The organism is Nocardia gamkensis NBRC 108242, from assembly GCF_001612985.1.
GTDB classification, from domain to species: domain Bacteria; phylum Actinomycetota; class Actinomycetes; order Mycobacteriales; family Mycobacteriaceae; genus Nocardia; species Nocardia gamkensis.
This window is the reverse complement of the sequence record NZ_BDBM01000006.1, coordinates 163,572-188,544: the sequence shown is the minus strand read 5'-3', so window position 1 is coordinate 188,544 and position 24,973 is coordinate 163,572. Positions and strand designations below refer to the sequence as shown.

Here is a 24,973-nt window from a genome sequence, read left to right as displayed (position 1 = left end):
AACGGTCTCCGGCCGGATGGCGTAGATCTCGAGCAGGCCAGTCAGTCGAAAGTCGTCAGCATTCGTTCAAGAACCTTTCGAGGATCGGGCCGATGACGGCCAATGCGTGCGGGTGGGTCAATTCGAGATGTCGTGCGTCGACGACCGTGTTGCGCAGGTCGCCGGTGACGAACGGCCGCCACGTCCGCACGGCGGCGTCGTGGTCGGCGCGGTCCTTACCTGCGGTGAAGAAGACCAGGTCGCCGTCGAAGACGTCCGGCCGGTACTGCTGGGCGATGGCGGTGGCGGTCTCGAAACTCTCCATCACCCGGTCGACCTGTTCTGCGGTGAACATCCCGGTGGCGGTCACCTGGGCGCGGATCACCGCCCACGCCTGCTCATGGGTGTCCGCCGCCACCTCGGCACCGAGATCGAACAGCTCACGCCAGCCGCCGAGCAGATCGGCCATCAACTCACCCGGCGCGGGCTCGTTCGCGGTGGCACTCATCGACGCGGCCAGCGCCTCGGAGTCGCCCACGGCGCTGTCCATCATGGCCAGCATGCCGACCTGCTGACCCGCGCGCTGGAGCCGGACCGCGACGGCGTGCGCGATCGCGCCGCCCAGCGACCACCCGAGCAGGTGATACGGTCCGCTCGGTTGCACTCGGCGTATCTCGGCCACATAGCGTTCCGCCAGTTCGTCGACGGAATGCGCACCTGGTTCGCCCGCTACGACGTGCGGATCCTGCAAGCCGTAGACCGGCCGGTCCTTGTGCAGATGTTCGACCACGCCGCCGTAGAACCAGGCCAGCCCGCCGGCGGGGTGTACCGCGAACACCGCGGGTTTCCGGCCGTGCGCGCGCAGCGGCAGCAACACTTGCAGCCCCGAGCCGCCTGCCGTGCCGTCGGCCCTGGCCGCCAGCGCTCGTGGCGTCGCGTCGTCGAACATCCACGGCAGCTGGATCGTCACGCCGCGGGTGCGCAATTCGGTCACCACCATCGTCGCCAGCAGCGAGTTGCCGCCGAGATCGAAGAAACCGTCGGTGATCCCGACACGCTGGACGCCGAGGACCTGCGCGTAGACCTCGCCGATCACTTTCTCGGTGTGCGTCCGGGGCGCCACGAACGCGGACGTCGATTCCTCGAACTCGGGAGCTGGCAACGCCTTTCGGTCGAGCTTGCCGTTGACCGTCAAGGGCAGCGCGGGCAACACCATGATCGCCGCGGGCACCATGTAGCCGGTCAGCACCCGAGCGGCGGTCTCGCGGACCTCGGCCGGATCGATCCGCTCGCCGTCCACGCCCACGACGTAGCCGATCAGCTGGTCCACGCCGCGATCGTGCCGGTGCACCGTGACCGCGGCCTGGGTGACGAGCGGGTGGCGCAGCAGCGCCGATTCCACCTCGCCGAGCTCGATGCGGAAGCCGCGCAACTGCACCTGCGCGTCGGCCCGGCCCGCGTACACCAGTTCCAGGCCGCTCGCTGACTTCCGCCACCTCCCCACGTCCCCGGAACGGTAGAGCCGGGTGCCGTCCCGATCGAACGGGTTGGCCACGAATCGGCCCGAGGTCAGCGCCGCTGCTCCCAGATAGCCTCGCGAGAGCTGGCCACCGGCCACGTAGATCTCACCGGCGACGCCGATCGGCGCCGGACGCAGCCGGTCGTCGAGGACGTACACCCGCAGCCCCGGGAGCGCAGCGCCGATTCCGGCCGCGCTCGTCCGCGTGACCTCGCAGAACGTCACATGCACGGTCGTCTCGGTGATGCCGTACATGTTGACCAGCCGCGGCGATCCCGGCGCATGCGCGGCGAACCAGTCGTCCAGCCGGGCCGCGTCCAGCGCCTCGCCACCGAAGACGACATACCGCAGAGCGAGATCACCTGCGGGACAACCGACTTCGCGATAGCGGCGCTCGGCCTCGGCGAATCCGTAGAACGCCGAGGGGGTCTGGCTCAGCACTGTCACGCCCTCCCGGGCCACGACCTCCACGAATGTCTCCGGCGACCTGGAGGTGTCGTAATCCACCACGACCACCTTGCCACCGGACAGCAGCGCGCCCCAGATCTCCCACACCGCGAAATCGAAAGCGTAGGAATGGAACATCGTCCACACGTCGTCGGGCCCGAGGTCGAATCGCTCGGCCGCGTTGGTGAACAGGGTGACCGCTTCCCGATGGCTGACCGTCACGCCCTTCGGGCGGCCCGTCGATCCCGACGTGTAGATCACGTAGGCGACGTTGCCGGGCCGCGCACCCGATACCACCGCCGGATCGGAAGCGTCCGCACAGTCCTCGACGAGCAGTACCGGTGCGGCGCACTCCGGCACCGCCGCGGACATGCCCGCCGAAGTGAGCACCGCGGCCGGACGAGCGTCGTCGAGCATGAATCGCAGGCGCTCCGTCGGATACGCCACATCCAGCGGCAGATATCCCGCGCCGGCGCGCAGGACTCCGAGCAGGCCCACCACCAGGTCGACCGTGCGTGGCAAGGCCACGGCCACCAGCGATTCCGGACGCACTCCGTGCTCGGCCAGACGGGCGGCCACCGCGGCGGCGCGGCGATCCAGCTCCGCGTAGGTCAGCTGCGACGCCCCGTCGGTCACCGCGATAGCGTCCGGTCGCGCGGCGGCCTGGACGGTGAACAGCTCGGCGAGCGTCGTGTCCGCCACCGCGGCGCCTGCGCTACCGGCGGCGTCGAGCAGTTCGCGGCGCTGCGCCGGGCCCGCGAGGTCGATGTCCCCGACCGCGATCGCGGGATCAGCGGTCACCTCCTCCAGGATCCGCACGTAGGCCTGCGCGAACCGGGTCATCGTCTCCTCGACGAACAGATCGGTCGCGTAGGTCAGGCGTGCCCGCATGCCGTCCGGCTGCCCATCGCCGCCGGCGCGTTCGGCCAGGTTCAGATTCAGGTCGGCCTGCGCCGGTTCGAATCCGTTCTCGACCGGTTCGACGGTGAGCCCGGGCAGCTTCAACGCGGCCTCGCTCAGGTTCTGGACATCGAGGGTCACCTGATACAGCGGCAGGTGGGCGGTGGACCTGGGTGGATTGAGCGCCTCCACCACTTGCTCGAAGGGCACGTCGGCATGCGCGAACGCCGCCAGATCGGTGTCGCGGGTCGCCGCGAGCAGATCGGCGAACGACTGGTGCGACGACACCCGCGACCGGAGCACGAGGGTGTTGACGAACATGCCGATCAGATCATCGAGTTCGCGCTCCCCGCGTCCGGCCACCGGGGTGCCCACCGCGACGTCGCCGACCCCGGCCAGCCGCGACAGCAGGACGGTCAGCGCGGCGTGCATCACCATGAAGACCGTCGCGTTCGCCGTGCGCGCGACCGCGCCGATGCGCTCCCGCAGCGAAGCGGAGATCTCGAAATCGACTGTCCGGCCGCGCATGGACGCCACCGGCGGGCGCGGCAGGTCGGTGGGCAACTCGAGCAGCTCGGGCAGCCCGCCGAGCGTGTCCTTCCAGAAGCGCAGCTGCTGGGACATGATCGAGCCGGGATCCTGCTCGTCACCGAGTACGTCGCGCTGCCACAGCGCGTAGTCCGCGTACTGGACCGCGAGGGCAGGCCAGATCGGTTCCGTTCCCTGCTTGCTCGCCTGGTAGGCCACCGCCACGTCCCGCGCGAGCGGCAGCATGGACTGCCCGTCGGCGCAGATGTGGTGCACGGCGATCACCAAGACGTGCTCGTGGTCGCCGAGCCGGAGCAATTCCATGCGCAGCGGCGGCGCCTGCGTCACGTCGAAGCTCGCCGAAACGGTGGCGAGCACGCGCTCCATCAGCCGCTCCGCCTCGACCGGTACGGCGGTCAGCCCGGCCGGAACCTCCCGGGCGGGGACCGCGACCTGGTGTGGCGTCCCGTCGGTGATCGGGAACTTGGTCCGCAGGGACTCGTGCCGCTCGATGACCAGCTCGCACGCACGGCGCAGCGCGTCGATGTCGAGGTCGCCCGTCAGCCGGATCACCAGCGGGATGTTGTACGCGCCGACGGAGGTGTCGAGCTGGTTGAGGAACCACATCCGCTGCTGTGCCAGCGACAACGGCACCAGTGCCGGACGGGTGCGCGCCACCAGCGGCACCCGGACCGTGCGTTCGGAGTTGTCCAGACGGGCGGCGAGTTCGGCGACCGTGGGCGCTTCGAACAGGTCGCGAACGCCGACGCTCACTCCGAGCGCGGTGCCCAACTGGGCGGTCACCCGCGTCGCCGACAGCGAGTTGCCGCCGAGGTCGAAGAAGCTGTCGGTGGCTCCGACCCGGTCGATGCCGAGGACGTTGCCGAAGACCTCCGCGACGTGCCGTTCGGTTTCGGTCCGCGGAGCGGTCCAGGCCCGCGCCGCCGAGAACTCCGGTGCGGGAAGCGCCATGCGATCGAGCTTCCCGGTTCGGGTGAGCGGGAATTCGGCGAGCACCATGCACAGGTCGGGCACCATGTGCGCGGGCAGCCGCAGCCGCGCCGCGGCCCGGACATCTTCCGGATCCAGGTCCTCGGAGCCGACCAGGTAGCCGACGAGCCTGCCGACGCCGCGCTCGTCTTTGCGCAGCACGACCACCGCGTGTTCCACACCGGGCTGTCCGGCGAGAACGGCCTCGATCTCACCGAGCTCGATGCGTTGACCGCGGATCTTGACCTGGAAGTCGCCGCGGCCGAGGTATTCCACGGTGTGTTCCGGGGTCCAGCGAGCCAGGTCTCCGGTGCGGTACATGCGTGACCCCGGCGCGCCGAACGGATTCGCCACGAACGCGCCCGATGTCGCCGCCGGCCGGTTCACGTATCCGCGGGCCAGTTGCACTCCGGCGAGATACAGCTCGCCGACCACGCCGACCGGCACCGGTCGCAGCCACGCGTCCAGCACCACGGCCTCGACCCCGCGGATCGGACCACCGATCGTGACGGTTTCGCCGGGATACAGCGGAGCACTGATACCGGCCAGAATCGTCGTCTCGGTCGGACCGTATCCGTTCAGCAGTCGCCGTCCCGGCGACCACTGCGTGACGATCTCCGGTGTCACCGCCTCACCGCCCGCCATCAGCACGCGGAGGGAATCCAACCCCTTCGGGTCCATCGTCGACAGCACGCTCGGCGTCATGAACGAGTGCGAGACACGTTGCGCGCGAATGAATTCCGCCAGTTCCGAGCCACCGAAGACGTCCGGCGGCGGCACCACGAGCACCGCGCCGTTGGTATGGGCCAGCAGCAGCTCGAGGACCACCACGTCGAAACCGGGAGCGGACGCGTTCAGTACCCGCGACCGGGTGTCCACGCCGAAGCGATCACGTTGCACGGCGGCGAAATTGGCCAGTCCCTCGTGGGTGACGGCGACGCCCTTCGGCGTGCCGGTCGAGCCCGAGGTGTACAGCACGTAGGCCGTGTCGCGAAGATGCGGCTTGCGCACCCTGTCCCGGTCCGTCACCGCGGCCGAGGACCGCGCCGCGATCGCCTTCCGGGTTTCGGGATCGTCGAGCACCAGCCGCCGGACGGGGTCGGGTACCAGCTCTCGCGACGCGCCCACCGTGATCGCGACCCGCACCTGCGAGTCGGCGACCATGTGCCCGACGCGTTCTGCCGGATTCCGTGGATCCACGGGCAGGAACGCGGCCCCGGTCTTGGCGACCGCCCACATGCCTGCCACGAAATCCACCGACCGCGCCATCGCCAACGCCACCTGGTCGCCCGGGCCGACACCCCAGTCGATCAGCTCGCGCGCGACACGGTTCGACCAGGCGTCCAGCTCGGCGTAGGACATCGTGCATTCGTTCGAGACCACCGCCGCCGCTGCCGGATCCGCCGCGGCACCGGCGGACAGCAACTCCGCCAGCAACCGGGGCGATTCGGTGCGGCCACCGCCGGCGGGCACCAGATCACGGCGCTCGGCCGCGGACAACAGGTCGAGCCTGTCCAGCCGCGCCCGCGGATCGCTCGTGATGGCGCGCAGCACGGTCTCGAGGCGGGCGGCCAGACCCGCGGCCGTCCGGTCGTCCACGCGTGCCCGCTGGTAGCGGATCATGACGTGCAGCCGGTCGGTCTGGTGGGCCTGCACGGTGATCGGGTAGTGCGCGGCATCGCTGCCGTCCGCCGCGACCACCCGCATGCCGTCGATGTCCGCGTCGCCCAGGCCGCTGCTGTCGACCGGGTACGACTCGAAGACGACCAGGGTGTCGAACAGCTGGGCAGCGCCTGCGGCCGACAGGATCCGGGACAGCTCGACGTCGTGATGATCGAGCAGGCGGGTGTTGTCGGCCTGCAACCGCCGCAACGCGTCCTCGATGGTCGAAGTCCGCTGGACGTGCACGGGCACCGGAATCGTGTTGATGAACAAGCCGATCATCGATTCCACGCCGGGCAGGTCGGCGGGACGTCCGGAGACCGTGCTGCCGAATACCACGCGCTCGACGCCGAGCAGGTTGCCCAGGACCACCGCCCAGGCGAACTGCACGATCGTCGCCATGGTCACCGCCCGTGTCCGGGCGAATTCCACCAGTTCGGTGGTGGCGGCGTGATCCAGGACCACCGCCAGGTCGACCGGGATGCCGACCGTCGTGTGCGTGCGCGCATCGGCGACCACCGTGGGTTCGGTGAATTCACCGAGGGCTTCGCGCCACGCCTCGACACCGGCGGACGGTTCGCGCCGATCCAGCCATTCCAGGTAGCCGCGGTACGACGCCGCGGCGGGCAGCAGTTCGGCGCGCGCACTCACCGCGTACAGCCCGATCAGCTCGCGCCACAGCAACGGCAACGACCAGCCGTCCAGCAGCAGGTGGTGTGCCGTCAGCACGAGCCGGAAGTCCTGCGGCGCCACGGCGATGAGCAGGAACCGCAGCAGCGGCGGATCGGCGGGATCGAACGGGACCGCCCGCTCGGCCTCGATCAGTTCCTCCGGTGTCGTCGTGCCGTCGCGCAGATCGACCCGTCGCCAGCGCACCACCGCGGCCGCCGGAATCACCTGTGCCGGAATGCCGTCGGCCGTTCGGACGAAGGCGGCGCGCAGGTTGGGATGACGCTCCAGCAAGGCCGCCGCGGACCGCTCGAGCCGAGCCTCGTCGATCACGCCGGCGAGGGCGAGCGTCGATTGCGCCGTGTAGACGTCGAGATCGCCGGCGGCGAGTTCGGCGTGGAACAGCAGGCCCGCCTGCAGCGGAGCCAGCGACCAGACATCGCCGAGGGATCCGTAGCGCCCGGCGAACGTGTCCAGATCCGACTGCGTGACCGCGACGAGCGGAACGTCGGCGGGTGAGAAGCCCCAGTCCTCGTCGCCGCGGGCCGCCATGGCGATCCCGGTCACCGCGTCGACCCACGCGTCGACGAGTTCGGCCACGTCGGCGTGCTCGAGCAACCGGGAGGCGTAGCCGACATGCGCCGACAGTCGCGGTCCCGCCTCGGTGTCCACGATGTTCACGTCGATCGTGACCGCCGCGGCCGCTGGCATGTCCGGATCGAAGGCGCCCCGCCGGTCGAACGGTTCGTCGGTGGGAATCCACGCGAGGTCCGACAGCGTCGTGAGATCGACGCCCACCCGGCCGAGGTTGTTGTAGCTGATCTGCGGCTCCGGCAGGGCCGCGAGCCGATCGGACGTGCCCGCGTGCAGGTAGCGCAGCAGACCGTAACCGATTCCCTTGTCCGGGATTCGGCGCAACTGGTCTTTCACGGACTTCACCGCGGCGCGCGGATCGTCCGTTTCGATACCGCTCAGGTCGAGCGCCACCGGGTAGGTGTTGGTGAACCACCCCACCGTGCGGGAGACGTCCGCGCCCTCGGCGATCTGCTCCGCGCGGCCGTGCCCTTCCAGCAGGACCTTCACACCCGCGTGCGCGATACCGCGCCGGTGCCGCCAGCGTGTCGTGGCCATCGCCAGACCGGCCAGCAACGCGTCGTCGACGCTGCCGTGCGCGGCCCTGGGCACAGAGTCGAGCAATGCCGCGGTGACCTCGGCCGGGAGGGACACCGTCAGATGCCGCACGGTCGAGTGGGTGTCGAGGGCGGGATCCAGCACCGCGCTGCCGAGCAGCGGATCGGGGGCCGCGCCCATCCGGTGCCACAGCTCGAGCTCCTCGGCGCGGGCCGCTGCGGCGTCGGCCAGCGCGTGCGCCCATCGGCGCATGGAGGTGCCCTGTGCGGGCAATTCCACCGCGCGTCCCTGCGTGACCTGCTGCCAGGCGGTCGCGAAGTCGGGAATCAGGATCCGCCACGACACACCGTCGACCGCCAGGTGATGGACGACGACGAGGGCGCGCGCTTCGGCGTCCACACCGGGTTCGGGCAGCAGGCACACCACCTGCACCATCCGGCCCGCGGCCGGATCGAGACGGTCGGACGCCTCGCCCAGCGCCGCTTCCACCAACGCGGTGAAACCTTCGCTGCCCGGCGTCTCCTCGGCGCGGAAGGTGCGCGTGAACACCGCGCTCGCGGCGTCCGCGGCGCTGCGCGGCGGCACCTCCAGGCATTGTTCGCGCAGCCGCGCGCGCAGCATGTCGTGCTGTTCGAGCACTGCCCGCACCGTCGCGGTCACGTCGTCGACTCGCGCGTCGCGCGGCAAGCGCACCAGCATCGACTGAGCGAACCGCGGGGCGGCGCCGAGACGCTCGGTGAACCAGGAGACCACCGGGGTGAACGGGACCTCGCCCACGCCGCCGCCCGGCAACTCCGCGAGCGAGACCCGTTCGGCGGCCGCGGCGACCCGCGCCAGCCCCCGGACGGTCTTGTGCTCGAAGATGTCGCGCGCCGTCACGATGACACCCGCCGACTTCAACCGCGAAGCCAGCTGGATCGACAGGATGGAATCGCCGCCGAGGGTGAAGAACGAGGTGGTGACGCCGACCGACTCGATCCCGAGAACGTCCGCGAACGCGGCCGCGACGATGCGCTCCACCTCCGTCGACGCCTCCCCCGCGTCGTCCCCGGCGGATCGGAAAACCGGTTCCGGCAGAGCTTTCCGATCCACCTTGCCGGTCGAGGTGATCGGCATGCGGTCGAGCACGGTGACCACCGACGGCACCATGTGCGCGGGCAATACCGACGCGACGTGGTCGAGCACGGCGTCCGGGTCGACGGCCGTCGCGGCCTCGGTCACGATGTAGGCGGCCAGCAGCGGCTGCCCGCTCGGTCCGGTACGGCTGACCGTGACCGCCGCGGCCACCTCGGGATGGGTGAGCAGCGCGGCGTCGATCTCGCCGAGTTCGATGCGCTGGCCACGGATCTTGATCTGGAAATCGCTGCGGCCGACGTACTCCAGGGTGCACTGCGCGGTCCAGCGGACGATGTCGCCGGTGCGGTACATCCGCGCACCCGGCCCGCCGTAGGGGTTCGCGACGAACGCGCCGGCCGTCACCGCGCGCCGGCCGAGGTAGCCCCGCGCCAGCTGCGCCCCCGAAAGGTACAGCTCCCCCGCGACCCCGACCGGCACCGGACGCAAGCGCGCGTCCAGCACCAGTGCCTCCGCGCCCCGGATCGGGCCGCCGATCGCGATCGGATCGCCGGGCCGCACCGGATCGCTCATCGTGATCACGATCGTGGTCTCGGTGGGGCCGTAGATGTTGTGCAACCGCCGTCCGGGCGCCCAGGTGGCGATCAGCTCCGCGGGCACCATCTCCCCACCGACCGCGAGCATCCGCACCGACTCGAGACCGGCGGGTGACATGGTCGCCAGCACACTGGGCGTCAGGAAGGCGTGCGTCACCCGATGCGTGCGGATCAACTCGGCCAGGTCCGGGCCGCCGAACACCTCCGGCGGCGAGACGACCAACGTCGCGCACGCGGCGTGCGCCATCAACGCTTCCAGCAGCACCGCGTCGAAGGCCGGCGCCGCTACTTGCAGGACGCGGGAGGACCCGTCGACCCGATAGCGATCACGCTGCTCGGCCGCGAAGTTCGCCAACCCCGCGTGCGTGACCACCACACCCTTGGGAGTTCCCGTCGAACCGGACGTGTAGATCAGGTAGGCGGCATCCTCGATCCGCAGAGCACGTCCGCGGTCCACGTCGGTCACCGACCGGTCGGACTGTTCCGCGATCTCGTCGGCCGTGCGGGGATCGTCGAGCGTCGACCAGCGCACGCCGTCCGGCAGCGACGCGCGCGCGGACGCGAGCGTGATGCCGATGGCGACGCCGGAATCATCGACCATGTGCGCGATCCGCTCGACGGGGTAGCGCAGATCCACCGGAACGAAAGTGGCGCCGGTCTTCGCGATCGCCCACATGGCGACGTGATAGTCGATCGACCGTGGCACCGCCAGCGCCACGAACACGCCCGGTCCCGCGCCTCGGCCGATCAGATGGCGGGCGAGCCGGTTGGCCCTGCGATCGAGTTCGGCGTAGGTGAGGGTTCCGGTGTCCCCGATCACGGCCACCGCCGACGGGGCCGTGGCAACGGCCGTGGCCAGCAGGTCCGGCAGCAGGCAAGGCCGGGTGCCGTCGCCGCCCCGCGCGGGCACCAGGCGTTCGGTGTCGGCGGCGCCCAGCAGACCTATGCGCCCGATCGGCCGCGCCGGCTCGGAAGTGACCGCCTCGAGGACCCGGACGAACCGCTCGGCCAGCGAATGCGCTGTCGACTCGACGAAAAGATCGGTGGCGTAGATGATCTCACCGTCGATCCCGGCGGGCCGATCGCCCTCGCGGCGTTCGGTCACCAGCACGGTGAGGTCGGCCTTGGCCTGCGCGATACCGGGGTCGAGAACCTCGACACCGATGCCGGGCAGCTCGAACCGGGCCGCCCGGGTGTTCTGCAACCCGAACATCACCTGGAACAGCGGCGAATACGCCGTGGAACGCGGACGGCCGATGACGTCGACCAGCCGTTCGTAGGGCAGATCGGCGTGGGCGAGTGCTTCCAGGTCCACGTCGCGCACCTCGGCGAGGAGTTCCCGGAACGACCGGTCGTCATCGATCCGCGTGCGCAGCACGACGGTGTTCACGAACATGCCGACCAGATCGTCGAGTTCGGGCCTGCCGCGACCGGCGACCGGGGTGCCGACCGAGATGTCGTCGCTGTGCGCGGTGCGCGCCAGCAGGATCGCCAGCGCCGCGTGCAGGACCACGAACACGGTGACGCCCTCGCGGTGGGCCAGCCGCACGATCTCGTCGTGCAGCCGCGCCGGCATCTCGAACCGGATGTTGCCGCCCGCGGTGGAGACGGTGGCCGGGCGCGGCCGGTCCGTCGGCAGGGCCAGCAGCTCCGGGGATCCGTCGAGAGCGTCGGTCCAGTAACCGATCTGCCGCGCGATCAGCGACGACGGGTCGTCCTCCGAACCGAGCGACTCCTGCTGCCACATCGCGTAGTCGGCGTACTGCACCTCCAGCGGTTCCCACCGCGGCGCGTGGCCGCTCACCCGCGCCCGGTAGGCGGCGAACACATCGCGGGCCAGCGGAGCCATCGACGCGCCATCGGCCGCGATGTGATGGACCACGACCACCAGCACGTGCGCGTCGCGCGCGCTGCGATACAGCCGCGCCCGCACGGGCGCCGACTCCGTGATGTCGAATCCCGCTTCGACGTCTTCCCGGATGCGGTCGGCCAGTTCCGCCTCGCCGTCGACCGGCTCCGGTGCGAACGTCACGTCCGCGCCGATCGCCGCGACATCCCGCACGACCTGGCAGGGTTCGCCGTCCACGAGCGGATACACCGTCCGCAACGGCTCGTGCCTGGTCACCACGTCGAGGAATGCCGCCCGCAGCGCATCGGTGTCGAGCGAGCCGGTCAGCCGGGCCGCGAAGCAGATGTTGTAGGCCGCCGAGGCGGTGTCGAACTGGTTGAGGAACCAGATCCGCCGTTGCGCCGCCGCCAACGGAACCGCACCGAGACGTTGCCGCGCGGTCAGCGGAACCACCGTGGACCGGGACCGCGTCGAAATCCGTTCGGCCAGAGCGGCGATCGTCGGCGCGTCGAACACGTCCCGGATGCCGACGTCGACACCGACGGCTGCCTGGGCCCGCGCCGCGAGCTGGGCGGCCGAGAGCGAGTTCACGCCGATCTCGAAGAGGTTCGCCGTCACGCTCACCCGGTCCGCGCCGGTGAGTTCGGCGACCAGGCGCGCCAGCACCGCCTCGGCGTCGGTGCGCGGCGAGACGAAGGTTTCGCCGTCGTCGAACACCGGCCGGGGCAGCGCCGACCGGTCGAGCTTGCCATTGGCGGTGAGCGGCATCGCCTCCAGCACCTGCACACCGTCCGGCACCAAGTAGGACGGCAGTGTGCGGGTCAGCTGTTCGCGGATCGCGCGGCCGTCGATCACCGCGCCGGGAACCGAGGTCACGTATCCGACGATGCGTTCGGTGGTCACGATGGCCACCGCACGCGCCACCTGCGGAATCGCGCGCAGCGCGGCTTCGATGTCACCGGGCTCCACCCGCTGACCGCGCACCTTCACCTGGAAGTCGCTGCGGCCCAGGTACTCCAACTCCCCGGTCTTGCGCCAGCGAACCAGGTCACCCGTTCGGTACAGCCGCTCCCCCGCCGCACCGAACGGGTTCGCGAGGAACGCGGCGCAGGTGAGTCCGGCGCGCGCGTGGTAGCCGCGCGCCAACTGGACGCCCGCGACGTACAGCTCACCGACCACCCCGACGGGCACCGGCCGCAATCGCGCATCCAGGACATAGACCCTCATGCCCGCGGCAGGCGCTCCGATCGGCACCGTCGCGGCGGTCGTCGCCCGCGGCGCGCACCGCTGGGCGGTGACCACCTCCGCCTCCGCGGGCCCGTACCAGTTCACCACCTCCGCCCGCGTGAAGACGTGCGCCGCGGCGTCGACCGTGCGTTGCGCCAGCGCCTCACCCGCGACGAACACCTGCCGGACCGAGGGGAGTTCGGCGACACCCGCGGATTCGAGCAGGACATCGAGCATCGACGGCACGAAGTGAACGGTGGTGATCTCGTGCCGCGCGATGACGTCCGCCAGGTACGCCGGGTCGCGATGTCCGTCCGGTTCGGCGACGACGATGTGCGCACCGGTCTGCAACGGCCAGAACAGCTCCCACACGGCGATGTCGAACGTGATCGGCGTCTTGTACAGCACGGCGTCGGACGTTCCGTGCGGCCACTGCCGCTGCGCCCACGCCAACTGGCTCACGGTGGCGGCATGGGTCAGGGCCACGCCCTTGGGGACGCCGGTGGACCCGGAGGTGAACAGCACGTAGGCCAGATGGTTCGGCCGAAGCGGTGTGCGCCGCTGCGCGTCGGTGATGCGGTCGCCGGACAGATCGGTCACGTCGAGCCGGTCGATCGGCGCGTACTCGAAACCCTCCGGCAGGTCGCCGCCATCGGCCGCGGTCGTCAGCACCAGCAGCGGACCGGCCGCGCCCAGTACGTGCGCGATCCGTGCGCTCGGGTGGTCCGGGTCGATCGGCAGGAACGCCGCGCCGGCCTTCACCACCGCGTAGACAGCCGTGACGAGTTCGGCCGACCGGCGGACGGCCACCGCCACGATCGTTTCCGGCCCGGCGCCGCGTGCGATGAGCCAGCGGGCCAGCTGGTTGACCCGTGCGTCGAACTCCCGGTAGGTCGAGGTACTGCCGTCCGGAAGTCGCAGCGCCGTGTTGTCCGGGGTGCGCGCGACCTGTTCGTCGAAGACATCCACGAGCGTACGGCCGGGTGCGGCGGAACCTCCGGTGTCGTTCCACCGTTCCAGCACCCGCGACCGCTCCGCCTCGTCGAGCAACCCGATCTCGCCGACGGTGGCCTCGGCGTTTCGAGCCGCGGCGTCGAGCACTCCGACGAATCGGTCGGCGAAGCGCCGCACCGTGTCCTCATCGAAGAGGTCAGTGGCGTAGGTCAGGCGCAGCGTCATGCCGGTCGGCTCGTTGTGCGTGCCGTGGCTTTCGCTCACCATCAGCAGCAGGTCGTAGATCGCCGCGCTGTCGCCCGGGTCCACGTTCTCCACGATCAGCCCCGGCAGCTCGACGCGAGCCCGCGCCATGTTCTGGTAGGCCAGCAGCACCTGGAACAGCGGCGTGTGCGCGGTCGAGCGCACCGGGTTCAGCGCGTCCACCAGTTGCTCGAACGGCACGGTGGCATGGTCGAACGCCTCGATGTCGGTGCGCCGCACCTGGTCCAGCAGGCTCGCGAAGGTCTGGTCGAGCGTGATCGGCGTCCGCATCACCAAGGTGTTGACGAACATTCCGACCATGCCGTCCAGCGACCGGTCGCCGCGGCCCGCGTGCGGCACGCCGACGGTGACGTCGTCGCTGCCGGACAGCCGCGACAGCAGCACCGCCAGGGCCGCGTGCACCACCATGAACGTGGTGGCCCCGGACCGCCGCGCCAGCGCTTCCACCCGGCCTTGCAGTTCCCCGGGGATGGGCACCTGGAGCACCGCGCCGCGCTGGGACTGTTCGAGCGGCCTCGGCCGGTCGGTCGGCAACTCGAGCAGATCGGGCACGCCCGCGAGTTGTGTTCGCCAGTAGGCGATGTCGCGGGCCACGTACGAGTCCGGGTCGTCCGCGGAGCCGAGGACCGCACGCTGCCACAGGGCGTAGTCGGCGAATTGCACGGGCAGCGGCGCCCAGTCCGGCGCGGCACCACCGGAGCGCGCTCGATACGCCGTCACCAGGTCGGCGGCCAGCGGAGCCACCGAGAAGCCGTCGCAGGCGATGTGGTGGGCGGCCAGCGCCAGCGTCCACGCCTGGTCGGACAACTGGTACAGCGCCACGCGCAGTGGCACGCCCACGGCCACGTCGAATCCGGTGCCGCAGAACTCGGCCAGCCGGTGCGGCAGTTCCCGCTCGCCCACCGCCTGCGGGGTGAGGTCGCACGTCACCAGCACGTCCTCGGCGTTCAGCACGACCTGGGTGGGCGTACCGTCGACCGCCGGGTACATGGTGCGCAGGCTCTCGTGCCGCTCGACGACATCGCCGACAGCGGCCGTCAAGGCCGCCGGATCGAGCTCGCCCTCCAATCGAATCGCCAGCGGCACAATGTATCCGGGGGCCGCCGGATCGAACTGGTTGAGGAACCACATCCGGGTCTGCGCGTGCGACAGCGGGATACGGTCCGGCCGCGGGGCCGCGGTCGGCGCCGGAAGACTCGGCACCGCGCGCAACCGGGCGATCCGCTCGGCCAGACCGGCCACGGTCGGGGCCTCGAAGATCGCGCGCACCGGAATGGTCACGTCCACGACGTCGCCGATCCGGCTCAGCGCGCGTGTCGCGACCAGCGAGTTGCCGCCCAGCTCGAAGAAATTGTCGTCCGCGCCGATCTCGGGCCGGTCGAACAGTTCCGCGAAGACCCCGGCGATCGCCTGTTCCACCAGGCCCCGGGGCGCACGGAACTCGGACTCCTGGACACCAGGGTCCGGCTCGGGCAACGCCCGGTAGTCCACCTTGCCGTTGGCGTTGAGCGGAATCGAGTCGATCCGGGTCACCGACGACGGCACCATGTAGGCAGGCAGCCGATCCAGCAGGAAGCCCCGGACCTGCCGTACGTCGAGCGCCGCGTCCGCGACCACGTAGACGACCAGCCGCTGCTCGCCGCCGTCGGCGCGTACCTGTGCGACCGCCGCGTGCACCTGCTCGTGCGCGATCAGCGCGGCTTCGATGTCGCCGAGTTCGATGCGCAGGCCGCGCACCTTCACCTGGGTGTCGGCGCGGCCGAGGTAGCGCAGGTCGCCGGCCTCGTCCCAGCCAACGAGGTCGCCGGTGCGGTAGAGGCGCGCGCCGTCCGCGCCGCCGAAGGGATCGGCGACGAACGTCGCCGCGGTCAGGCCCGGACGGTCGTGGTATCCGCGCGCCAGCTGGACACCGCCGAGGTACAGCTCACCGGTGACGCCCACCGGCACCGGATGCAACCGCGAATCCAGCACGTGCACGGTCACATTCGCCTCGGGCACGCCGATCGGTACGGCCACGCCCTCGACCGTGTCGATCCGATGCGCGGTGACGCTGACCGCCGCCTCCGTCGGGCCGTACAGGTTGTCGATGCGGGCATCGCTGAATTCCCGGAAACGGCGAACCGTTTCGGCCGGGAGCGCCTCCCCGATGCACAACACACGCCGCAGGGCCGGGAACTGCCGCGGGGCGGCCACCTCGAGGAACGCCGAGAGCAACGACGGCACGAAATCCACCGTGGTCACCCCGTACTCGGCCAGCAGCCGGGCAACCTCACGCGGATCGCTCTGCGCGTCGGGACCGGCGACGACCAGCGCCGCGCCACAGGTCGGCGCGCAGAACAGCTCCCACACCGACAGGTCGAACGTCACGGGCGTGCGCAGCAGCATGACGTCGTCGCCGCCGAGGCGGTAGTGCTCGCGCATCCAGCGCAACTGGTTCACCACCGCCGCGTGCGGGACGGCCACGCCCTTGGGCACACCCGTCGAACCGGAGGTGTAGATGACGTAGGCCAGATCCTCCGGGCGCAGCGGCCGCGTCCGGTCGGCATCGGTCAGCGCCGATCCGTCCGAAACCTCGGCCTCGAGGTCGCCGAGCGCCCAGACCGACACGCCGGTGGGCAGATTCGCCCGGTCGTCCGGACGGGTGAGCACCGCGACCGGCCGCGCGGCGGAGAGGACGGCACGCACCCGGTCGGCCGGGTGGTCCGGATCCAGCGGCAAGTAGGCCGCCCCCGCCGCATGGATGGCGTACAGCGTGGCCAGCAGATCCACCGAGCGGCGCATCGCCACCGCCACCACGGTTTCCGGGCCTGCCCCGCGCCGGATCAGCGCACGGGCCAGGGAATTCACCCGCGCACCGAATTGCCGGTAATCCAGCCGCGCCCCGCTCACGGCGTCGATCACCGCCGGGTATTCCGGAGTCAGTGCGACCTGCACGGCGAACAAGTCCGCGACCGTCACCGCCGGAGCCCGCGTGGCCGCACCGCTCGACCGCTGCGCGATCCGCAGCGCCTCCTGCTCGGTCAGCAGATCGATGTCGCCGATGGCGCGGGTGGGATCGAGGACGATCGCGCGCAGCAACAGCAGATAGCGGTCGAACATCGCCGCGACCGTCGCCTCGTCGAAAAGATCTGTCGCATAGCCGAATTCGACTGCCATGTCGCCCGGTTCGCCAACCGGCTCCAAGGCGTCGACCAGATTCAGGTGCAGGTCGTACTTCGCCACGCTCGGATCGGCCATCTGCGCCGAGACCGTCAGACCCTCGAACCGCACCGTGGGGATCTCGATGTTCTGGAACGAGAAGCCGACCTGGGTCAGCGGCGCGTGTGCCGTCGAGCGCGGCGGATTGAGCACCTCGACCAGACGCTCGAACGGGATGTCGGCGTTCTCGAACGCGGCGAGGTCGGTGGCCCTGACCTGATCCAGGATCCGGACGAAGGACGCGCCGGGCGCGATGTACGTCCGCAACACCAGCGTGTTGACGAACATGCCGACCAAGCCGTCCAACCCCGGCTCGCCACGACCGGCGATCGGTGTGCCGACCGCGATGTCCCCGGTGCCGGACAGCCGCGCCAGCAACGCCGCGTAGGCCGCGTGCATCACCATGAAGACCGTCGCGTCGTGCCGGCGGGCCAAGGCGACCACCGCACGATGCAGATCCGCGGGCAGGACGGCCGAGACCGTCGCGCCGCGGAACGACTGCTTCGCGGGCCGCGGACGGTCGGTCGGCAGATCCAGCACCTCGGGCAGGTCGGCGAGGGCCGCGAGCCAGTACCGCGTCTGGGCGACGGTCGGGCTGTGCGGATCGTCCTCGCTGCCCAGCATCTTCCGTTGCCACAGCGCGTAATCGGCGTACTGCACCGGCAACGGCGCCCACTGCGGCGCCTGGCGCCCGACCCGGGCCCGGTAGGCGGTCATCAGGTCCGCGGCCAGCGGCGCGAGCGAGGACCCGTCGAAGCTGATGTGATGGACGACGAGCACCAAGGCATGGTCGCCGGGTGCGCTGCGCAGCAACGCGACCCGGAACGGAACCTCGGTGGTGACGTCGAAGCCCACCGTGACCTCGGCGGCGACGCGCGCCTCGACCTCGCCGGGCGCGACCGGCACCGGTGTCAACGGGGGCAGCGCCGTTTCCACCGGTACGATCACCTGGTGCGGCCCGCTGTCGCTGTCCGGGTAGACGGTTCGCAGCGCCTCGTGCCGTTCCAGCACGTCCGCGACGGCCGCGTGCATCGCGGCCACGTCGAGGTCACCCGACATCCGTACGACCAGCGGAATGTTGTAGACCGGCGAGCTCGTGTCGAACTGGTTGAGGAACCACATGCGGGCCTGAGCGGGCGACAGCGGGATCCGGTCCGGGCGTTCCTGCGGCGCCAGCGGCACCCGGGTCGCCGTGTCGGCACTGCGCAGGCGTTCGGCCAGCGCACCGATGGTCGGCGTCTCGAAGATGGCGCGCAGGGGTACCTCGACACCGAACGCGCCGCTGAGCTGCGCCGCCGCGCGGGTGGCCGACAGCGAGTTGCCGCCGAGATCGAAGAAGCTGTCGAGCACGCCGACGCGGTCGATGCCCAGCACGCCCGCGCAGATGTCGGCGACGATCTGCTCGGTCGCGTTGCGCGGCGCGACGAACTCCACGGCGGGCGCGAATTCCGGTTCCGGCAGCGCGGCGCGATCGACCTTGCCCACCGACGACAGCGGCAGGGTCTCGAGCACCATGACCGTGTCCGGGACCATGTGCGACGGCAGGCGTTGTGCCGCGTACTTCGTCAGCTCCGCGGTCTCGACGGCGCCGCACGCGGGCACGACGTACGCCGCCAGCCGTGATCCGCTCTCGGCCTGCACGCCCACCACGACCGCTGCCGCGACGCTCGGATGTCCGGCGAGGACGGCTTCGATCTCGCCGAGTTCGATGCGCTGGCCGCGGATCTTCACCTGGAAGTCGGTGCGCCCCAGGTATTCCAGAGTGTGATCGGCCGTCCAGCGCGCCAGGTCGCCGGTGCCGTACATACGGGTGCCCGCGGGGCCGTACGGGTTGGCCACGAACGTGGCGGCCGTGGACGCGGGCCGGTTGAGATACCCGCGCGACAACTGCACACCCGAGACGTACAGCTGACCGGTCACCCCCACTGGGACCGGCCGCAGCCGTTCGTCCAGCACCACCGCGTCGACGCCGCGGATCGGGCCACCGATGGTGACCGGGTCGCCGACGCACAGCGGATCGCTGATCGCGACCATGATGGTGGTCTCGGTGGGACCGTACCCGTTGTGCAGCCGCCGCCCCGGCGCCCATACCGCGACCGTCTCGGCCGACACCGCTTCCCCGCCGGCCACCAGCACCTGCAGCGAATCGAGACCGGCGGGCGACATCGTCGCCAGCACGCTGGGCGTCACGAACGCGTGCGAGACCTCCTGGGCGCGAATCAATTCCGCCAGCTGCGCCCCGGCGAACACCTCCGGCGGCGACACGACGAGCAGGGCGCCGTTCGCGTGCGCCATCAGCAGCTCCAGCATCACCGCGTCGAAGCCGGGCGCGGCCACCTGCAACACGCGCGACCTGCGATCGACGCGGTAGCGCTCACGCTGCTCGATCGCGAAATTCGCCAAGCCCTCGTGCGTGACCGCCACGCCCTTCGGCTTGCCGGTCGAGCCCGAGGTGTACACCACGTAGGCCGCGTCGGCGATCCGGCAGGCGCGCACGCGATCGGCGTCGGTCACCGGGGCCGGGGACTGCGTCGCGACGAACGCCTCGGTGCCCGGATGGTCGAGGATCAGTTGCCGCACATGACCGGGAAGAAGGGTGCTCGAGGCCTCGACGGTGAGCGCGACCTCCACATTCGAGTCCGCGACCATGTGCGCCACCCGCTCGCCGGGGTAACGCGGATCCACCGGGACGAACGCGGCACCGGCACGCGCCACCGCCCACACACCGACCACGAACTCCACCGAACGCCCCATCGCCAGCGCGACCTGGTCCCCCGGCCCGACACCCCAGTCGATCAGTACTCGCGCGAGACGATTCGACCACTCGTCCAGCTCCCCGTAGGAGAGCACCCGAGCGCCCGCCACCACGGCCGGCGCGGTGCGATCACCGACCAGCAGCACATCCGCCAGCACCCGGGGCTTCTCGGCGCGACCGCCGGAGGCCGGGACCAACCCCAGCCGCTCGACACCGGACAACAGATCCACTTCGCCGACCCGGGCCCGGGGATTGGACACGAACGCGTCGAGCATCCGGTTCAGCCGCTCGGCGAGTTCTTCGACGGTCTCCCGGTCGAAGAGGTCCGTGGCGTAGTTGATGCGCAGCGCGACATCCCCACCCGCCGCGGTGTTCTCGGCGACGGTGACGATGATGTCGACTTTCGCCGGTTCGGCGCCGGGATCCAGCAGCTCGACGGTGAGCTCGGACAGCTCCAGGCTCGCCCGGTCCATGTTCTCGAACGCCAGATACACCTGGCACAGCGGCGCGTACGCCATCGACCGCTTCGGATGCAGTTCGTCCACGACACGCTCGTAAGGCAGGTCGCTGTTGGCGAAGGCATCGACGTCGATGTCCTTGACCCGCGCCAGGAACTCGGTGAACGACTCCTCGAAGGACACCTCGGTGCGCAGCGGCACGGTATTGACGAACATGCCGATGAGCGGCTCGAGCGCACGCTCGCCGCGGCCGGCGACCGGAGTGCCGATGGTGATGTCCGCCGAACCCGACATCCGCGCCAGCAGCACGGCCAGCGCGGCGTGGACCACCATGAACGTCGTGACGTTGGCCGCGCGGGCCAGCCGCTCGATTCCGGCGAAGGTCTCGGCGGGGATCACGGTGTCCGCGACGTCGCCGCGCATGGATTGGCGGGCCGGGCGCGGACGATCGGCGGGCAGCTCCAGGACCGGCGGCATGCCCGCCAATCGCTGCGACCAATACCGCAGCTGGTGGGCGGCACGCGACTCCGGATCGTCCGGGTCGCCGAGCAGGCTGTGATGCCAGACGCTGTAGTCGGCGTATTGGACGCTCAAGGGTTCCCAGTCCGGCTTCTTCCCCTGCACCCTCGCCTCGTAGGCGACGGCGACATCGACCGCGAGCGGCGGCAGCGAGGATCCGTCACAGCAGATGTGGTGCAGGACCACGGCCAGGACATGTCGCGAGCGGTCGGTCGTGGCCAGCAGCGCCACCCGGATCGGGGCGCGTTCGCGCAGATCGGTCCCGACCGAGGCCAGCTCGCGGATCCGCTGCTCGATGTCGTCCGGATCGGTCGGCCGCGGGGTCAGGTCGAGACCGGCGACAACCTCTTCGGCGGGCAGCACGACCTGGATCCCCTCGCCGTTCACGGCGGGGTAGACGGTGCGCAGCGATTCGTGCCGATCGATCACGTCGGTCAGCGCGGCTCGCAGCGCCGCGGTGTCGAGACGTCCGGTCAGTTGCACGATCAGCGGGATGTTGTAGGCGGCCGAGGCCGGGTCGGTCTGATTGACCAGCCACATCCTGTTCTGCGCCGGCGCCAGCGGGATGGGCTCGGGCCTGGCTACCGCGCGCAGCACGGGCCTGCCGGAGCGGCCACCGTCCTCGAGGTGCGCGGCGAGTTCGGCGACGGTCTGCTTGACGAACAGGTCGCGGACCGACACGTCGCACCGGGTCACCTCCGCGATGCGCACGGCCGCGCTGGTCGCGGTGATCGAGTTTCCGCCGAGTTCGAAGAAGCTGTCGAACACGCCCACCCGGTCGGTGCCGAGAACCTCCGCGAAGACGTCCGCGATCGACTCCTCCACCACCGTGCGTGGCGCCACGTACGCGGCGGCCGAATCGAAGACCGGCTCGGGCAGCGCCCGGTAGTCCACCTTGCCGTTCACGGTCAGTGGCACCGCCTCGAGCACGACGACACTCGACGGCACCATGTATTCCGGCAGCATCCCGGCGACGTGCGTGCGCAGGGCGTCCGGCTCGCAGCTCGCGCCGACGGCGGGTACGACGTAGCCGACCAGCCGGGCGGCCTCCGTACCCGCCAGATGCACGACGACGACCGCCGTGGCGACGCTGTCATGGCTCAGCAGCGCGTTGCGGATCTCGTCCAGCTCGATCCGGAACCCGCGCAACTGCACCTGCTGGTCGGCGCGGCCGCGATATTCCAGCTCGCCCTTGTGATTCCAGCGCGCCACGTCCCCGCTGCGGTAGAGGCGCTCTCCCGGCAGCCCGAACGGATTCGCGACGAAACGTCCCGCGCTCAGCGCCGGTCGCCGGAGGTAGCCGCGAGCGAGTTGTGCGCCCGCGACGTAGATCTCGCCCCAGGCGCCGAGCGGGCACGGACGCAAACGCTCGTCCAGGACATATGTCCGCAAGCCCGGCAACGCCGGTCCGACCGTGCTCGGTGCGCCAGGAACGGCGATGTCCGGTGTGAGGTCGGTGTAGGTGACGAAGACGGTGGTCTCGGTGATTCCATAGCTGTTGGCCAGGACCGGCAGATTCGGGTTGTGCTCGTACCAGTCGGCCAGCGCGGCCGGATCGAGAGCTTCACCCGAGAGGACGACCAGCCGCAGCGACAGCTCGCCTTCGGGCTCCCCGGCGTGCGCGTAGCGCTGTCGGGCGGCCGCGAACTGGTAGAACGCCGACGGCGTCTGGCTGAAGACCGTGACCCGTTCGCGCGCCGCCAGACGCACCACGTCGTCCGGCGATCGGGAGGTGAGACTGTCCACGACGACGATCCGGCCGCCGGTGATCAGCGCACCGAAGATCTCCCAGACCGAGTAGTCGAAGGCGAAGGAGTGGAACAACGTCCAGACATCGTCGGACCGGATGCCGATCTCGGCGCACGAGTTCACCAGATAGGTGGACACGGCGCGGTGGGTGATGGAAACGCCCTTCGGCCGGCCGGTCGATCCGGACGTGTAGATGACGTACGCGAGGTGGTCGGGGCGCAGCAAGCCGGTCCGATCCGCGTCGGTGATCGGGTCCGCGGCCTGCTCCGCGGCGAGAAGGTCGTCGAACAGCACGACGCGGCCGGGATCGCCCGGTACCTGTTCGCGCATGCTTCGCTTCGTCACCACCGCGATCGGGTTCGCGTCGCCCAGTACGTATTCGAGCCGTTCGGCCGGATGGGCCGTGTCCAGCGGGAGGTACCCTGCGCCCGATTTGAGCACCCCGAGCACGGCGACGATCAGATCCGCGTCCCGTGGCATCGCGATGGCCACCAACGATTCCGGCCCCGCGCCGAGCGCGATGAGCCCGCGGGCGAACCGATTGGATCGTTCGTCGAGTTCGCGGTAGGTGAGCGTGGTGGCGTCCGAGGTCACCGCCACCGCGGAGGGCGTGGCCGCCGCCTGTTCGGTCAGCAGTTCCACCAGTGTGGCGGAGGGAGATTCGCCGTCGTGGCCGGCGAGTTCCTCGACGATGCGCAGTTCCTCGGCGGGTCCGACGAGCTGGAGGTCACCGATGCGGGTGTCCAGGGGCGAGTCCATCATCCGGTGCAGGAAATCGAGGAACCGGTCGGCGTGCGACTCGAGTTCGTCCTGCCCGTAGAGGTTCGGATTGCCGTGCAGCTCGATCAGCAACGGGGCGTCCGCGCCCGAGCGGTACAGGTTGAGTTGCAGATCGTCGAGCGCGCCGGAGGTCAGCGCGCGGTAGCGGCCGACGGCCGAGCCGAGACGAATCTCGGAGTCGAAGAACAGGATGTTCACGATCGGGCCGAACGAATTCGCGGAGGAGTCGATCGCGGCCGAGTCGCGGCGCAGATCCTCGAACCGGTACAGCTGGTGGCGCATCGCCGAGACGATCTCCGACACCGAGGCGCGGACCAGTTCCTCCACGGTGGTCGAGTGGTGCACGGCGAAACGGATCGGCACCATGTTCGCCAGCATCGCGGCGGCGTTGCGCAGGCGCTTGGTCACACGCGCGGTCACCGGCAGCGACAACGCGACATCCTCGGTGCCGGTCATCCGGGCGAGGAAGGCGGCGAACGCGGCGATCACCACCTGCGCGGCCGAGGCGTTCACCTCGTCGGCGAAACGGTCGAGCCGGTCGGACAGGTGCGCGGGCAGCTGCAAGCCGGCCACGCGGTCGACCTTGCCGAAACGGGCCGTGCGGCCGGACAGGCTGACCGGCGTGGGCAGGTCGGATACCTTGTTCAGCCAGAATGTCTTGTCCGCCTCGTAGCGCGAACTGGCGCGATAGGCACGCTCCGCTTCGACGATGTCGCGCAGGCTCGCCGCGTCCAGTCGTGTCGGAGGCCTGCCCTCCAGCAGCGCGTTGTAGTGCTCGGCCATCCGGGTCAGGCTGTTGAAGGCGCCGTACCCGTCGATCACCAGATGGTGCGCGCGGCCATACCAGAAGTAGTGGTCCGCACCGACCCGGATGAGCCTCGTCTCGGTGAGCCGGTCGCGGCCGAGGTCGACTGCCTTGGTGTTGTAGTCGCGGCGCATCCATTCCATCGCCGCCGCGACCGGATCCTCCGCATCGCTGAAGTCCAGCACCGGCGCGTCGTAGATGATGCCGCGGTCGACGAATTGATACGGCCGACCGTCGGATTCGACCACGCGCACCACGAGGGACTCGGTCTCGTGCCCGCCGTCGTTCACCGCCCGCGTGAACACGTCGTGGTCCACCGGGCCCTTGATCTCGACGCAGTGTGCGATGTTGACAGCCGGTCCACCGGGCATATGGTCCGCGAGCCACATACCGTACTGCGCACTCGAGAGCGGAATCAGCCCCTGATCGCCGTCGGCGGTTCCGTCTGACTTCAGATTCATCGCATGACCCCTTATTCATACCCGGACGCGCGAAAGCACGACGGAAGGACGTCGGCCCACCGCATCCGAAATCTGGCTTTGTATGCACTTCGTCTACTTCGAAGCGGCGCCACCCCTGCTCTGCGCCGCGCCGTTCAGGTTTCGCGGGTAGCTCGATCCGCCGGTGTCCGGCACTGAATCGGACATCTACGGCGACTTCCACACCTCCCGTTTGTCGGCATTTCAGTCGTCTCAAAATCTGAAAACAGAACTTTTGAATCTACCGTGAAGCATCGACACTCTGGCGAGACAAGCTATCTGACAGCAGCTCGGGTCAGTCTAGTGGTATCAAACCTCCCAGCTCCGCACGGAGGCCGGGCGTTTCGAATCTCGTTTCGAGCAATACGGCCGTGACACCGCCCGCGCGATGGAGCCGCCGCGCGCCCGTATCGCTCGTAGAAGTGCCTGGTACAAGAGGGT

1 protein-coding gene is annotated in these 24,973 nt (G+C 70.2%); it reads right to left on the bottom strand.

The window, feature by feature from the left end; all coding sequences use genetic code 11:
* Positions 1-55: 55 nt before the first annotated feature.
* Positions 56-24,514 (bottom strand): non-ribosomal peptide synthetase, encoded by a 24,459-nt coding sequence (locus tag NG1_RS07120; protein ID WP_062969189.1) that lies wholly within the window; start codon positions 24,512-24,514, stop codon positions 56-58.
* Positions 24,515-24,973: the final 459 nt, after the last annotated feature.